Here is a 12,711-nt window from a genome sequence, read left to right as displayed (position 1 = left end):
GGCGGCGCACGTACACGCCAGCGGGCAGGGCCCTGGGCTATCAACGCAGCTTCAGCGCCTGCCTCAAGCGGTAGGGCCAGTAGGATTCCTGGGTCTCGATGGCCCGTTGCAATTCGGTGGGGCTCAAACCTGAAAAACGCTTCACTTCTCGGGAAAAATGCGCTTGGTCAGAGAATCCCATTGTGTGGGCCACATCCACCAAAGACTGGCCACCAAACGCGTTGGACGTGTGTCCTCGGGTCAACGTTGACTCCATGCGCACCAGTCCGTGGAGTGCTCGCAGGGGAAGTCCCAGTTTTCCTTTTGTCAGCCGCTCCCGCTGGCGCGTGCTGTGTGTGGGCATTGATGCAGACGCACGCAATGCTGCAGCATCAACCCAGTCATTGAACAACGTCAATCCATCCGACAGCATTGTCTCGGGCTGCTGAACACGCAACGGTGTCCAGCGCGGCATTAAAAATGCTTCGACAATTTGAATGCGTGCCAAGTCATCGCTGGCCTTCAAAACTGCGACGGCCATCTTCTGCCACTCTTTGTCAAGTACAGATTGCAAGCTCTTCGCCTGGTCCAGCAAACTGGCTACATTCAGCTTGGTCAGTGCATGAAATGCGTCGGGGAATAGGGTCAGTGAAAATACTGCGGCAGGGCCGCGGTCCTGCCAAACACTGGGTCGTGCGCGAGGGCCGCGCAAGACCACCCGCCTTGACGATGGGGGGAGTTCATCGCCCTCAATGTGCATTGATGATCTACCGCCCTGAATCAACCAAACAATACTGACCAGGGGAGACACCGGCAAATGACTGAAGCTCTGTTTGGGACTCAGTTGGGCGCCCAGGGTGTCGCGCCCCACATAAGCACACACGCAATCTGCCAGCAAGGGTGAAGGCAGGAATAGCGACGTACGCGTGTCGGGGTGTATTGCTCCATCGTCCGTATCTGCAACTGCATCTGGATGGTTCTTCGCCATGTGTTGTTTGCGCTCCTCCATGGGGCGGTCGATGACGCTGGATCGTCCCAGTGTCCCTCGCTTTTGACATGGATGTTAGCGGCTGGTGCCGATGCACGCGCGCAGGCGCGGCACCCAATTCAAACAGGCGGCGCCGCAATCTTTTGGCAGCACCGGCTGTCCCGACGTGACCCAGCCGTCCAGGCCAGCTTGCGGAAAATTAGAGCTTTGGTGCCTGCTTCGCGCGGGCGCCGAGCTGGTGACGACCGAGATGGTCGCGTTTGAATGGCTGGGCAGCAGCGAGCACCCGGCGTTCAAGGACGTGCTTGGGCTGATCAAGTAGCTGATCTTGGGTTTTTTTGGCCGCTGGCGCTTTCCAGTAAAGCGCAAATAGCTATAAAAATTATAGCAAACGGGCAAAAATGAGCGGAATCCCCTGCTATGGGAGCGCATGCTCCAGCGCTGTGCGGGTGGCGCTGTCCGCTGGCAGCAGGTGGTCGATGCGCAATGAGTCCAACGTCACGTCCAGCGGTGATCCGAGGGTGGTGGTGGCGGAGATAAAGCTCAATACGCCTGCCTGGGAACGCAATTGCAGCAGGAGCACGGGCGAGTCCGGTGGTGATAGCTCGGCACTGGGCTGGCCGCTGCGGTGCCGGGTTTCTTCGGGCAGCGCCTGAAGGCGGTGGGCCAGGGCAGGGTTGAATGGCGCCTCGGCGCCCGCACGCCGACGCACCGCCTGGGCAATGCGCGGGGCGTCGACCAGCCAGGGCTTCAGCCCCTGCGGCCCGAGCAGAAGATCCAGCAAGTTCAAGGGCTCCGCGCCTTCGGCGGCTGGGGGCGAAAAACCGATGAGGCGCATCAGCGCAGGCACGGCGGCGTTGATTTCCAGAAGGTTCCATTGCGCGTCCAGCAGCATTGCGGGCGCGGGCTCGTGGGCCACCAGCAGGCGGTGCAAGGCCTCGCGCACCGGGGCCAGGCCTTGGGCGGACCAGTCGCTGCGGGGGTAGCGGGGCGCAAACCCTGCCGCCATCAGTGCCTGGTTGCGTTCCGCCAAAGGCACACCCAGCGCATCCAGCAACGCCAGCAGCATGGGCTGGCTGGGCTGGGCCTTGCCGGTCTCCAGGCAACTCAGGTGGCGCTGGGACACACCCGTGTCCATGGCCAGCGCCAACTGGCTCTGGCGCCGCCGCACGCGCAGTGCCCGCAGCAGACTGCCGATGCGCGCAGGGGTGGTGTCGGAGGCTGCAGGGGCGACGGGTGACATGGACACCGATGGTGGCACAAGGTGCCATGGGTTTTATGACCTCGGAGGTGATTGCGCGCATGACCCGGCACCGCGAGGATTCACGGCTCTTTCCACCCCAGCCCAAGGACACTGCCATGACAACCTCTCTGCCATCCCTGAACCCGGGGATTTCTCCTTCTCCAGCCCCAGCCACCGTGCGCACCCTGGCTGCATGGCGCCATATGTTTGCCTCGGGTGACTTCAGTGCAGTGGGGAGCTTGCTTCACCCCGAGGTGCTGCTGCATTCGCCGCTGGACGACCAACCACTGCACGGCGCAGGCGCCGTGGGCGGGGTCTTGGGTCTGGCCTTCAGCCTGTACGACCGGTTTGCCTATGGTGATTGCCTGTGGAGCGAGGACGGGCGGCAGCTGGCCCTGGCCTTTGAAGGCCAAATGGGGCCCCACACCGTACGGGGTGTGGACCGTCTGCAATTGGATGGGCAGGGCCGCATCACCACCCTGGAAGTGTTTGTGCGGCCGCTGCCCGCACTCGCCCACCTGTCGGCCGAAGTGCAGCGGCGCATGGCGCCCCAGACAGGGCACTAAACGGCCGGCGCCACCGCCGTTTTGGGCTGCACGGGCTGGCCCGACGCGACCCAGCCGTCCATGCCACCTTGCAGAAAACGCGCGTTGAAGCCCGCTGCGCGCAAGCGCAACGCGGTCGAGCGGCCGACTTCATGGCCATAGACGCAATACACCACCACGCCTTCGCTGGCAGACAGCTCGGGGGCCCATGTGTCGATGGCGGTAGGGTCGCGCCAGCGGGCGTTGGGGATGGCCGTGGTGGCCGCCTCGTACACACCGGCGCGGCGCACATCAATCAGTTGCGCGGCCGCTTGCGCGTCCTGGATGGACGCTTGCAGCCCTTCGCTCGCGGCGTGTACCGCATGCTGGTAGCGCTCATAGACGGCGGCCCAGTGGATGTTTGCCATGAAGGCATCCACATAGGCACCCGCTGCTGCGCCGTGGTCGAGGTGGTAGGCATGCTCGTACATGTCCAGTGCGAGGATGGGCACACCTCCCGCTGCCACCTGGGTGTGGTCGGCGGCCCACTGGTTGACGAGCGTGCCATCGCGCGGCTGGAACACCAGCAGCACCCAGCCCGAACCGCCGCCCAGGGCCTTGCCCATGGCGACGAATTCCTCGCGCCAGCGCTCCGGGCTGCCAAAGCTGGCCGCCAGGGCCAGTGCCATGCCGGGCGCCGGTGCCGCGCCCTGGCCGCCCAGGCTGGCGAAGTACAGCTCGTGCAGCAGCATGGAGTTGCTGGCGATCAGCTCTTCGCGCTTGAGCCCGTTGAGTGCAAAGCCGGGGGCCGAAGCAAAGTCCACACCCGCCAGCTGTGACCGGATGGCGTTGAGCCGCGCTACCGCGCCGCCATAGTTGTTCTGGTGGTGGCTGCGCAGCAGCTTTTCAGACAGGCCGGGCAGTGTGGCCGGGTCAAAGGGAAGGGCTTGAGGGTGTGCTTGCATGGTGAGACTCCTGCGAAGGTGGGTGAATGGCGGCTCAGGCAAGCCACGGTTTGAGAAAAGTCACCGCCAGTCCGACGGCTGCGCACGTGCCCAGCAAAGGCAGCACGCCGACCTTGAAGCGGAACAACGCCACGCCCGCCCCCAGTGCAACCACGGCGGAGATCGCATCAAACGCCCCGCCAAAACCCTTGGGCCACAGCAGGTGGTAGGCAAAAAACAGCGCCAGGTTCAGGATTACGCCTACCACGGCGGCGGTGATGGCCGACAGTGGCGCGGTGAAACCGAGCTTGCCGTGGGTGGCCTCCACCACCGGGCCACCCGCGAGGATGAAGATGAACGAGGGCAGGAAGGTCACAAAGGTCACCACGGCGGCTGCGGCAGCGGCGCCCGCAAACAGCGCATCTGGCCCCCACACCTGCTGCAGCCAGCCGCCCACAAAACCCACAAACGCCACCACCATGATCAGCGGGCCGGGGGTGGTCTCGCCCAGCGCCAGGCCGTCGATCATCTGCGGGCCGCTGAGCCACTGGTGTTGCTCCACCGCGCCCTGGTACACATAGGGCAGCACGGCATAGGCGCCGCCAAAAGTGAGCAGCGCGGCCTTGGTGAAGAACCAGCCCATCTGCGTGAGCGTGCCTTGCCAGCCCTGCGTGGCCACCAGCGCGGCCATGGCTGCGAGCCACAGCGCCAGCCCGGCTGCGAGCACCTTGGCCAGGTGGCTGCGTGAGAAGCGCGCGTGGGCGGGCGTGGGAGTGTCGTCGTCGATCAACGCCGGGCCGTAGCCCTTGTGGCCGTTGGCATGGCCGCCCCCCAGGGCAAACACGGCCGGCCAGTGCTGTGCGCCAAAGTAGCCAATGAGGCCTGCCACAAGCACGATGGCAGGGAAGGGCGTGTCGAACGCAAAGATGGCCACAAAAGACGCAGCGGCAATGCCCCACATCCAGCCGTTCTTGAGCGCGCGCGTGCCAATGCGGTGCGCTGCGTGCAGCACCAGCGCGGTCACGGCGGGCTTGATGCCGTAGAAGATGCCCGCCACCACCGGCACGTCGCCAAACCGCAGGTACACCCACGACAGTGCGATCAGGATGAACAGCGAGGGCAGCACAAACAGCGCCCCGGCCACGATGCCACCCCAGGTACGGTGCATGAGCCAGCCGATGTAGGTGGCCAGCTGCTGCGCCTCGGGGCCGGGCAGCAGCATGCAGTAGTTGAGGGCGTGCAGAAAGCGCTTTTCGCTGATCCAGCGGCGGCGCTCCACCAGCTCGGCATGCATGATCGCGATCTGGCCGGCCGGGCCGCCAAAGCTGATGAAACCGAGCTTGAGCCAGAACAGGAACGCCTCGCCAAAGCCCACGGGGGCGGGGCGGTCCAGGGAGGATGTGGTGGACGCAGAAGTCGGGGTGGTCATGGTGCGGTGCTGGGCAGCGGGGCCTGCGAGGAAGGGAGGGCGGACGGCACGGCGTACAAGGCGTCGAACACCTGTGCGGCGGCCTGGGTGAGGGCGTCGTCATCGGCATGCACTTCGCGCAGGCCGGCCAGCACGGCCTCCAGCCCCGCGGCCTCGGGCACGGGCATGCCGCCCGTGTCCAGGTAGTGCACGGCGCGGGCCAGGCGCTGCAGGCGGGAGTCGGCTTCGAGCCCAAAGCTGGCAACGAGCACCTCAAAGGTCACCAGGGCTCCCACATGGGTGAATCGGGCGCCGTCAAAGTCAAAGCCCAGGACATCAGCAGGCGGCGATGCCGGATCGGCCAGCCATACGAACCGCGCGCCCGGGTCGATGAAGCGGCGGATCAGCCAGGCGCAGGCTAGGCGGTCCACCCAAGGCCGCGCCCGCGTGGCCCAGCGCTGGTTCTGGAACTGGACGGTGTGAAGGCGCGCGATGCCATGGGCGGGCAGGGCGGCGGGCTCCCCGCGTGAAAAGCAGGCGTCCAGGGCCTGCCGCAGTGTGGCCAGGTCGGCATCGGCCTGCGCGGCGGCGGCGCCGGGGTAGTAGTCGGTGCGGTGCAAGGCCTGCAGGGCGTCGGCAATGCCACGCAAGCGGCGGCGCGCTTCGGTTTCCGTGAGCTGTGCCAGCTCCGCCTGCAAGGCCGTGGCCGTGTCGCGCCACTGAGTGAAGGCTTCTGTGCGGTCGAACAACGCTTCGATCTCCTGGCGCTGTGCGCTGTCCGGCGCAGTAAGAGTCAGCAGCATGGCCGTCCCGCCGTGTTCTCGCACCTCGGTGGCAATGGGGGCCAGCAGGCCCGCGTGTTCTTCAGGCAACAGGTAGGCGCCGTCGCGCAGGGCGGCGCAGCCCAGTGCCTTGAGATTGCGCCAGATGCGCAGCCGCACGGCGTTGGGCTGCGTGGGCAGCGTCATGATGAGGGTGGACCACATGATTTGAAGTATATGCGTTGTTTAATGAAATAGTTATTTCTATTTTTAATATCGTTGTCACCAAAGAATCCTTGCCTGCCGAGTGCTTCAGGGCATACAAAAGAGCGATGGGAGGGGACGGGTCGCGTGCAAGAAGCGGCAGCGATGCCGCATGCATGCGCTTTACTGCAACGGGCACCAGCCGCTAAGCGCAGTGGATTCATGGCAAGTGCGAAGGCCAGCGTCAGTTTGCCGCAAGCCCGTTATGAATAATTATGAATTCAAAACCTGCTGCCGTGGCAGGGCGCGAGAGAGATGCCGAGGAGACACCCACAATGACCGCATACGCCGACTTCTACCGCCAGTCCATCGACCAGCCTGACATTTTCTGGCGCGAGCAGGCCGGGTTGATTGAATGGAAGACCCCGCCCCAGCAGGTGTGCGACTACAGCAACCCACCGTTTGCCAAATGGTTTGTCGGCGGCACCACCAACCTGTGCCACAACGCGGTCGACCGGCACCTGGCAACGCGCGCCGGCCAAAGTGCGCTGGTGGCGATCTCCACCGAAACCGACACCGAGCGCAGCTACAGCTTTGCCGAGCTGCATGCCGAGGTGCAGCGCATGGCAGCCGTGCTGCAGGGCCTGGGCGTGAAGAAGGGCGACCGTGTGCTCATCTACATGCCCATGATTGCCGAGGCCGCCTTTGCCATGCTGGCCTGCGTGCGCATCGGTGCGCTGCATTCGGTGGTGTTTGGAGGTTTTGCCTCGGGCTCGCTGGCCTCGCGCATTGAAGATGCCGAGCCGGTGGCCGTGGTCAGCGCCGATGCCGGGTCACGTGGCGGCAAGGTGGTGCCCTACAAGCCGCTTTTGGACGAGGCTATTGCGCTCTCCAAACACAAGCCCGCCGCCGTGCTCATGATCAACCGGGGCCTGGCGCCCATGCACCTGCAACCGCGCCGCGACCACGACTGGGCGGCGCTGCGCGAGCAGCACCTGAACACCGTGGTGCCCTGCGAATGGGTTGAATCCACCCACCCCAGCTACACGCTGTACACCAGCGGCACCACCGGCAAGCCCAAGGGCGTGCAGCGCGACACGGGCGGCTACACCGTGGCGCTGGCCGCCAGCATGAAGCACATCTTTGATGCGAAAGCGGGCGACGTGTATTTCGCTACCAGCGACATCGGCTGGGTGGTGGGGCACAGCTACATCGTCTACGGCCCTCTGATTGCGGGCATGACCACCATCATGTACGAGGGCCTGCCTACGCGGCCCGACGCGGGCGTGTGGTGGAGCATTGTCGAGAAGTACCAGGTCACCCACATGTTCTCGGCGCCCACGGCGGTGCGGGTGCTCAAGAAGCAGGACCCGGCCTACCTTGCCAAGTACAACGTGAAAAGCCTCAAGGCCCTGTGGCTGGCGGGCGAGCCGCTGGACGAACCCACGGCGCAGTGGATCAGCGACGCTCTCTCGGTGCCCATCATCGACAACTACTGGCAGACCGAAACCGGCTGGCCCATCCTGACCCTGGCCAATGGTGTGCAGCAGCAAACCACGCGCTTCGGCAGCCCCGGCAAGGCCATGTACGGCTACCACGTCAAGCTCATCGACGAGAGCAACGGCGAGGAACTGACAGCGCCCAACCAGAAAGGCGTGGTAGCCATCGAAGGCCCGCTGCCCCCCGGCTGCATGCAGACCGTGTGGCGCGACGATGCGCGGTTTGTGAACACGTACTGGAAGAGCATTCCCGGCCGCCTGATCTACAGCACCTTTGACTGGGGCATCCGCGATGCCGACGGCTACCACTTCATCCTGGGCCGCACCGACGACGTGATCAACGTGGCTGGCCACCGCCTGGGTACGCGGGAGATCGAGGAGAGCATTGCCTCCCACCCCAACATCGCCGAAGTGGCCGTGGTGGGCGTGGCCGACAGCCTCAAGGGCCAGGTGGCGATGGCGTTTGCGGTGGCGCGCGATGCCTCGGGCCTGACCCATGAGGCTGCACGCCTCAAGCTCGAAGGCGAGGTGATGAAGCAGGTGGACAGCCAGCTCGGCGCCGTGGCCCGTCCGTCGCGCGTGTATTTTGTCTCTGTGCTGCCCAAGACCCGCAGCGGAAAGCTGCTGCGCCGCGCGCTGCAGGCCGTGGCCGAGCGGCGCGATCCCGGCGATCTGACGACGATGGAAGACCCGGCGGCCCTACAGCAGGTGAAGGATCTGGTGGGGTAACCGGAGCCCATGGGCAGGACCTGCCAGTGCCCTGCGGATTGCGGGGCGAAGCGGGAACAGCGACGGGCTAAGTTGCCGGTTTGGCGACAAAAGCCTGTTTGCCGTGCCGGTCAAACCCGGCTTTTTCGTAAAACCGCAGCGTGCTTTCGTCTTTTCGGCCGGTCATCAGCATCACCTTGTAGCAACACCGCTGCCAGGCCTGCCCGAGCGCATGTGTCAGGATCGCGTGCCCCCAACCTTGGCCACGGTGTGACGCATGCGTGACCACGTTTTCGATGACACCGTAGGGTCGGCAGGCGCGTGTGAGATTTGGAATGACGGTGAGAGTGCAGGTGGAAACCAGCGCACCGTCCACGTAGGCCCCAAAGTATTGAATACGCGGATTCGCAAGCGCCTCCGCCCACACGGCTTCGACTTCATGCACCGGAGGTAGCGGGTCATCGTGTTCGTGCAGATGCTGGTACAGGGTGAGCAGCTGCGTCAGTTCGTGGGCATGCAGTTCGCGAATGCTCATGGGGGTCCCTCAGCGGTGCATGAAAATCTGGAGCGGTATTAAAAAGATAGCTGCTAACGCTTTATGGATAAGCGGTAGAGCCTGTTTTAAATCAAAAACTTACACCGGCCGCTGCCGCTGCCACCCCACCGGCGGCTGCCACCTTGGTATCCAGCCAATGAACTCTTCCAGCGGCATGGGCCGGGCAATGCAATAGCCCTGGGCCTGCATGCAGCCAAGCTGCAGCAGCATCTGCCCTTGCTCCACGGTCTCCACCCCCTCGGCGATCACGCGGTAGCCGAAGGAGCGGGCCAGGCCGATCACGCCCTGCACGATGGCCAGGTCGCCGGGGTCGCCCATCATGCCGTGCACAAAACTCTGGTCGATCTTGAGCGTGTCCATGGGCAGGCGGCGCAGGTAGGTCAGCGACGAGTAGCCGGTGCCAAAGTCGTCCAGCGACACCACCACCCCCAGCGCACGCATCGCCGTCAGGGTTTGCGCCACGGCAGTCAGGTCGTAGAGCGCAGCGCTTTCGGTGATCTCGATCTCCACCAGGTGGCCGGGCACGCTGGGGTGGCGCGCGATGCACTGGGCCATCCAGTCGGCAAAGTCGGGGTTCTGCAGGTGCTGAGCAGCGATGTTGACGCTCAGCGGCAGGGGTAACCCATGCGCCTGCAACTGCTCCAGGACGGTGAGGGCGGCCTCGATCACCCATTCGCCAAAGTCGATCTCCAGCTCGGTGCCTTCCAGCAGCGGCAGGAACTCGCCCGGTGACACCAGGCCGCGCTCGGGGTGCTGCCAGCGGGTCAGCGCTTCGGCGCCCACCACGGCGCCGCTGCGCATGTCCACCTTGGGTTGCAGGTACAGGGTGAACTGCGCAGCCGCCAGTGCATCGCGCAGGTGGCGGCCTTGCTCGCGCAGCAGCTGCAAAGCGCGTTCCTGCGCAGCGTCGAACTGGTGAAAACGGTTGCGCCCGGCCTGCTTGGCGGCATACATGGCCTGGTCGGCGTGGCGCAGCAGGGCGTCGGCGTCGGCTTCGTCCTGCGGGAACACCGTAAAACCGATGCTGGCAGTGACCACCACACGCTCGGTGTCCAGCGTGTAAGGGGCCGAGATGCTTTCCATCACCCGGTGCAGCATGCGCTCGCAGCCGTCCACGGATTCCAGCTCGGGCATGAGGATCACGAACTCGTCTCCGCCCAGGCGCGCCACCGTGTCCATGGGGCGTAGCGCACGCGTCAAGCGGCCCGCCACCACCACCAGCAGGCGATCGCCCGCTCCGTGGCCCAGGCGGTCGTTCACGGGCTTGAAGCCATCCAGGTCCAGGTAGGCCACGCCCAGCTGCCGGCCACTCTGGCGGGCCTGGTCCATGCATTCCTGCAGCTTGCGGGCCAGCAGCACGCGGTTGGGCAGGCCGGTGAGCGCATCGAACAGGGCCAGCCGCTGCAGCAGCACCTCTTGCTCGCGCTGGGGCGTCACGTCAATGGCCACCCCCAGCATGCGGGCTGGACGGCCCGCCTCGTCAAAGCCCACGATCTTGCCCAGATTGCGCAGCCACCGCGCGGGGTCGCCCGCCTGGTTCACGCGCAAGGTGGCGTCAAACGGGGTGCCCGGGTGGGCGGTGTGGCGGGCCAGTTCGCTGGTGATGCGGTCGATGTCGTCGGGCGCAATGCCTGCCGTCCATTGCATGGGTGCCAGCGGGGTGCGCGGCGTGTCCAGGCCCCGCATGGCCCGCCAGCGGCTGTCGCCGGTGACGGTGCCGGTCTGCAGGTTCCAGTCCCACAGGCCCAGCGATGCGGCCGAGATGGTGAGCGAGAGCAGTTCCTCGCGCTCGCGCACCTGCTCTTCGTTGCGTTTGCGGTCGGTGATGTCGTGCACCGAGAACAGCCAGCACGGCTCACCATCGAATTCGGTGGCGCGCATGGATTGCAGCACCGTGCGGGGTGGGCCGCCGCGCACGTTCAAGGTGATTTCGTAGCTGCTCAGGTGCCCCGTGCCACCCTCGGCCTCCAGCAGGCGCGCGCGGTCGACCTCGGTGAAGATGCCCAGCTCGATGGCGGTGTTGCCGATCGCCTCTTCGCGCGGGATGCCCAGCATCTCCACCCAGGCTGGGTTGATGTCCACATAGCGCCCGTCACTGCGGTGCGACAGGCCCATGGGGTAGGGCATGAGGTGGAAGATGCGCGAGAAGCGCTCTTCGGACTGGCGCAGGCGCTGTTCGGCGCGTTTGGCCTCGTCGATGTCCTGCATCACGCCGCGCACCCGGGTGACCCTGCCGTTTTCGACCACGGGCTCGCCGCGCGCACGCACCCAGACCAGGCGGCCGTCGGTGTGCTGCACCTCCATCTCCATGCTCCACTCGGAGCGTTCCAGAATGCTCTGGCGGAAGCGCTCGCGCAGTGGCTCGCGGTAGGCGGGGGCCACGTGGCGGTCGATGTAGTCGCTGGGCAGCGGCGATCCGGGGGGCAGGCCGTGGATGTCAAAACACACGTCCGACCAGTAGACCAGGCCCTTGCCGCGCTCATCCTCCCAGGCCCCCAGCCGGGCCAGCCGGCCAGCCTGCTGCAGCAGGCCGTTGAGGGCACGCAGCTCGTCGCTGGCGCGGTGGGCTTCGGTCATGTCGTGGAAAACGAAAACAAAACAGTTCTCGCCATCCACAAGCACGGAGCGTGCCGACATCAACCCCGGGATGCGGCCACCTGCGCGCTGCGCCACCAGGGGTAGCCGGTCCACCTTGCCATCGCGGCGGAAGGTTTCCACCAGCCGCTTGCGCTCCTGCTCGGAGGCCCAGATGTTCAGCTCGGTGGAGGTACGGCCGATCACCTCTTCGCGCGGGCGCCCCAGCACCTCGCAGAACGCGGGGTTCACGTCGATGTAGCGGCCGTCCGAGATGCGGGAGATGCCTGCAGGATCAGGCAGCGTCTGGTAGAAGGTCGTGTACTTGGCCTCGGACGAGCGCAACGCGTCCTCGGCCGCCCGGTGGGCGGTGATGTCCACGTCCATACCGATGAGGGCCGCCGGGCGGCCCTGCGCGTCGCGCCGCGCCACCGTGCCACGCGACATGAGCCAGCGCCACTGGCCCTCGGTGTCCATCACCCGGAACTCGGCTTCGTAGTTGTCTTCCAGCCCGTCCATGGCCCGCGCCAGCTTGGGGGCATTGCGTTCGGCATCCTGCGGGTGGCGCCGGGCGTACCAGCGCTGCCACAGGTCCGGTGCGGCCAGATCGGCGGCGGTGATGCCGAAGGTCTCGTAGAAGCTGCCGTGGCAGCGAAATTCGCGCCGGACGACATCCCATTCCCAGTGCCCCCCCCCCATGGAGTCCAGCACCAGCCGCAATCGCTGCTCCTGCTGCGCGAGTGTCTGCTGGATGTCGCTGCGCGAAAGCTCGGAGCGCGCCTTGCTGGCCAGCAGCAACCGGCCAACGCCCAGCATGAACACCCCGGCGCCATGGTGCCATGGCAGGTTGCGGGTCAGGTCGGGCGCGCTGCCGGCGGCCCAGAGGCTGCCGGCCACCGCCAGGGGCAGGGTCAGCGTCAGCCCGATGAGCGCGGCCCATTTGGGCACATGCAGGCGGTGCCCCACCTTGCGCCACAGCACCCCGGTGGCCACGGCCGCCGCCAGCACGGCGCTGGCGGGCACCACATCGGACACATCGGCCGACAGCGCCGCCACCAGGGCGATCAGCGCCGTGACGATGGCCGCAGGGACGCGGAAAAAAAGTGCCAGGAACGCAGCAGCAGTGGGGTAAGCCACCACCCGCAGTTCAGGGGCGTTCCAGCGCAGTGCCTCAAAAGAAATCCAGGACACGAGGCCGCCTGCCAACCCCAGCAGCAGCAAGGTGCGGCGCGATGGGTGCAAGGACTCGTGCGGCGGCAGCCAGGCCAGCAACAGCAGCAGCGACATGAGCGCTGTGGCAGCCAGAAGGGTGTTGTTACCCAT

General features: G+C 65.8%; 9 protein-coding genes and 1 pseudogene. 3 read left to right on the top strand and 7 right to left on the bottom strand.

Annotated elements, in window-relative coordinates; translation table 11 throughout:
* Positions 1 to 40: 40 nt before the first annotated feature.
* Positions 41 to 988, bottom strand: a complete 948-nt coding sequence (locus ARADN35_RS27750) for a helix-turn-helix domain-containing protein (RefSeq protein WP_139019152.1) — start codon at positions 986 to 988, stop codon at positions 41 to 43.
* A 193-nt stretch (positions 989 to 1,181) separates the two neighbouring features.
* Here ARADN35_RS27750 and ARADN35_RS27745 point away from each other — a divergent pair.
* Positions 1,182 to 1,289: pseudogene (locus ARADN35_RS27745) on the top strand (isochorismatase family protein); the annotation flags it as partial.
* Positions 1,290 to 1,385: 96 nt separating this feature from the next.
* Here the strand turns inward: ARADN35_RS27745 and ARADN35_RS0101600 are convergent.
* Positions 1,386 to 2,210 (bottom strand): MmyB family transcriptional regulator, encoded by an 825-nt coding sequence (locus ARADN35_RS0101600; RefSeq protein ID WP_010458317.1) that lies wholly within the window; start codon positions 2,208 to 2,210, stop codon positions 1,386 to 1,388.
* A gap of 116 nt (positions 2,211 to 2,326) precedes the next feature.
* On the opposite strand from ARADN35_RS0101600, the gene ARADN35_RS25630 reads away from it, so the two are divergent.
* The gene (locus ARADN35_RS25630; RefSeq protein WP_100199485.1) at positions 2,327 to 2,776 is read left to right on the top strand and encodes a nuclear transport factor 2-like protein; all 450 of its coding nucleotides are present in this window, start codon (positions 2,327 to 2,329) and stop codon (positions 2,774 to 2,776) included.
* Here ARADN35_RS25630 and ARADN35_RS0101590 read toward each other — a convergent pair.
* The 3 genes from ARADN35_RS0101590 to ARADN35_RS0101580 are packed head-to-tail and all read right to left on the bottom strand — an operon-like array spanning position 2,773 to position 6,072.
* Positions 2,773 to 3,699: a Fe-Mn family superoxide dismutase gene (locus tag ARADN35_RS0101590; protein ID WP_010458315.1), complete on the bottom strand. Its 927-nt coding sequence runs from the start codon at positions 3,697 to 3,699 to the stop codon at positions 2,773 to 2,775. The genes ARADN35_RS25630 and ARADN35_RS0101590 overlap by 4 nt on opposite strands.
* 34 nt (positions 3,700 to 3,733) lie before the next feature.
* Positions 3,734 to 5,107 (bottom strand): chromate efflux transporter, encoded by a 1,374-nt coding sequence (chrA, locus tag ARADN35_RS0101585; RefSeq protein WP_010458314.1) that lies wholly within the window; start codon positions 5,105 to 5,107, stop codon positions 3,734 to 3,736.
* A complete protein-coding gene (locus tag ARADN35_RS0101580; RefSeq protein ID WP_010458313.1) occupies positions 5,104 to 6,072 on the bottom strand; it encodes a chromate resistance protein ChrB domain-containing protein in 969 nt (322 codons plus the stop codon). The genes chrA and ARADN35_RS0101580 overlap by 4 nt, the downstream gene beginning before the upstream one ends.
* 254 nt (positions 6,073 to 6,326) lie before the next feature.
* Here ARADN35_RS0101580 and ARADN35_RS0101575 point away from each other — a divergent pair, with 254 nt between their 5' ends.
* Entirely contained in the window at positions 6,327 to 8,279 is a 1,953-nt protein-coding gene (locus ARADN35_RS0101575) for a propionate--CoA ligase (protein WP_258070072.1), read from the top strand.
* 67 nt (positions 8,280 to 8,346) lie between these two features.
* Here ARADN35_RS0101575 and ARADN35_RS0101570 read toward each other — a convergent pair whose 3' ends face one another.
* Both ARADN35_RS0101570 and ARADN35_RS0101565 read right to left on the bottom strand, forming a co-directional pair.
* Positions 8,347 to 8,793 (bottom strand): GNAT family N-acetyltransferase, encoded by a 447-nt coding sequence (locus tag ARADN35_RS0101570; protein WP_010458307.1) that lies wholly within the window; start codon positions 8,791 to 8,793, stop codon positions 8,347 to 8,349.
* Between the two features lie 99 nt (positions 8,794 to 8,892).
* The gene (locus tag ARADN35_RS0101565) at positions 8,893 to 12,711 is read right to left on the bottom strand and encodes a sensor domain-containing protein (RefSeq protein ID WP_010458306.1); all 3,819 of its coding nucleotides are present in this window, start codon (positions 12,709 to 12,711) and stop codon (positions 8,893 to 8,895) included.

The organism is Acidovorax radicis N35 (genome assembly GCF_000204195.1).
GTDB lineage: Bacteria > Pseudomonadota > Gammaproteobacteria > Burkholderiales > Burkholderiaceae_C > Acidovorax > Acidovorax radicis.
Note: the sequence above shows the minus strand (reverse complement) of the source record. Positions and strands in the feature narration are given on the sequence as shown.

Excerpts from the sequence above, each read along its gene's own strand:
- ARADN35_RS0101570 (WP_010458307.1), bottom strand. The coding sequence starts at position 8,793 with ATGAGCATTCGCGAACTGCATGCCCACGAACTGACGCAGCTGCTCACC.
- ARADN35_RS0101590 (WP_010458315.1), bottom strand. The coding sequence starts at position 3,699 with ATGCAAGCACACCCTCAAGCCCTTCCCTTTGACCCGGCCACACTGCCC.
- ARADN35_RS25630 (WP_100199485.1), top strand. The coding sequence starts at position 2,327 with ATGACAACCTCTCTGCCATCCCTGAACCCGGGGATTTCTCCTTCTCCA.
- ARADN35_RS0101565 (WP_010458306.1), bottom strand. The coding sequence starts at position 12,711 with ATGGGTAACAACACCCTTCTGGCTGCCACAGCGCTCATGTCGCTGCTG.
- ARADN35_RS0101575 (WP_258070072.1), top strand. The coding sequence starts at position 6,327 with ATGAATTCAAAACCTGCTGCCGTGGCAGGGCGCGAGAGAGATGCCGAG.
- chrA (WP_010458314.1), bottom strand. The coding sequence starts at position 5,107 with ATGACCACCCCGACTTCTGCGTCCACCACATCCTCCCTGGACCGCCCC.
- ARADN35_RS0101580 (WP_010458313.1), bottom strand. The coding sequence starts at position 6,072 with ATGTGGTCCACCCTCATCATGACGCTGCCCACGCAGCCCAACGCCGTG.
- ARADN35_RS27750 (WP_139019152.1), bottom strand. The coding sequence starts at position 988 with ATGGAGGAGCGCAAACAACACATGGCGAAGAACCATCCAGATGCAGTT.
- ARADN35_RS0101600 (WP_010458317.1), bottom strand. The coding sequence starts at position 2,210 with ATGTCACCCGTCGCCCCTGCAGCCTCCGACACCACCCCTGCGCGCATC.